This is a genomic window from Saccharibacillus qingshengii (genome assembly GCF_013185195.1).
In the GTDB taxonomy this organism is placed as follows: Bacteria; Bacillota; Bacilli; order Paenibacillales; family Paenibacillaceae; genus Saccharibacillus; species Saccharibacillus qingshengii.
In genome coordinates this window covers 1-1,228 of sequence record NZ_JAAZWC010000076.1, presented here as the reverse complement: position 1 = coordinate 1,228, position 1,228 = coordinate 1, and the positions used below count along the sequence as shown (strand labels likewise).

Sequence of the window (1,228 nt, the reverse complement as noted above, 5' to 3'; positions counted from 1 at the left end):
CTAGTACATCATCAACCCTAAAAGCATAATTATGTTAAACTCAGAGAAAATCTCAAAAACGAGGTGTTCTCCATGTCCAGAACCACAACGGTGTATCCGGTCTGCCTGACTTCCAAGGAACGCACGCAACTTCTGGCTTTCATTTCGAAAGGCAAAGCGCCAGCCCGTTCGATTCTCCGTGCCCATATTTTGCTCGCAACCGACTTGAATCAGCCGGGTGGCAAGCGTAGAGACGTGGACATTGCCGCTTCTTTCCATATCCATCCCACTACGGTTTTTGCGATTCGCAAAGCCTTTACCTCGCGTGGGATGGATCTCCTTCATCGCAAAAAACGGCAAACGCCTCCGATTCCTGCGAAGATTACGGGCGAAGTGGAAGCCAAAATCATCGCGCTGAGTTGCAGTGCACCACCGGAAGGATCTGCGGGTTGGAGTCTTCAGCTTCTCGCTAACCAAACCGTGGAGCTCCAAATTCTCGACAGCATCTCGCACGAGGCCGTTCGCCGTGTTTTAAAAAAACGGAACTGAAGCCGCATCTGCGCAAATGCTGGAGTATCCCGCCCAAGCAAAATGCGGCTTTCGTCGCCGCGATGGAAGATGTGCTGGACGTCTACGCTAGAGCGTACAATGCGGAATGTCCGGTCATTTGTATGGACGAAAAGCCGATGCAGCTGCTCCATGAAGTCCGGGAACCTTTGCCTATGGAACCGGGGAAACCCGAGCGTTACGACAACGAATACAAGCGAAACGGAACCTGTAGTTTGTTTGTGTTTACCGAACCTTTGGTCGGTTGGCGTCAAATGTCGGCCCGGCCAAGACGGACCGGAATCGATTTTGCCGAAGAAGTTCGGGCGTTGCTGGAAGGACGATACGCGCATGTTCCAAAAATTGTGCTCGTGATGGATAATCTGAATACCCATTCGATCGCTTCGCTCTATGCGGCCTTTGATCCGGAGACGGCCAACCGACTTGCGAAACGAATTGAAATCCACCATACGCCAAAACACGGGAGCTGGCTGAATGTTGCCGAAATTGAGCTCAGCGTGTTGAGCAAACAGTGCCTGAAGCCCCGAATGCCGGATTTGGACACCTTACAACGCGAAGTGAAGGCTTGGGAACACAAGCGCAATTCGGAACAAAAAGGGGTGAGTTGGCATTTTACAACGGACGATGCCCGAACTCGGTTGAAGCATCTTTATCCAGTGATTTTGAGTTGACGCTGTACTAG

Annotated in this window: 2 protein-coding genes; both read left to right on the top strand. The window is 51.4% G+C overall.

Annotation, left to right across the window (positions count from 1 at the left end; genetic code table 11):
* The first annotated feature begins 72 nt into the window (after positions 1-72).
* Entirely contained in the window at positions 73-528 is a 456-nt protein-coding gene (locus HRQ60_RS23545; protein WP_216671686.1) for a helix-turn-helix domain-containing protein, read from the top strand.
* Positions 525-1,217, top strand: a complete 693-nt coding sequence (locus tag HRQ60_RS23540; RefSeq protein ID WP_343044815.1) for an IS630 family transposase — start codon at positions 525-527, stop codon at positions 1,215-1,217. The genes HRQ60_RS23545 and HRQ60_RS23540 overlap by 4 nt, the downstream gene beginning before the upstream one ends.
* The last annotated feature ends 11 nt before the right edge of the window (positions 1,218-1,228 follow it).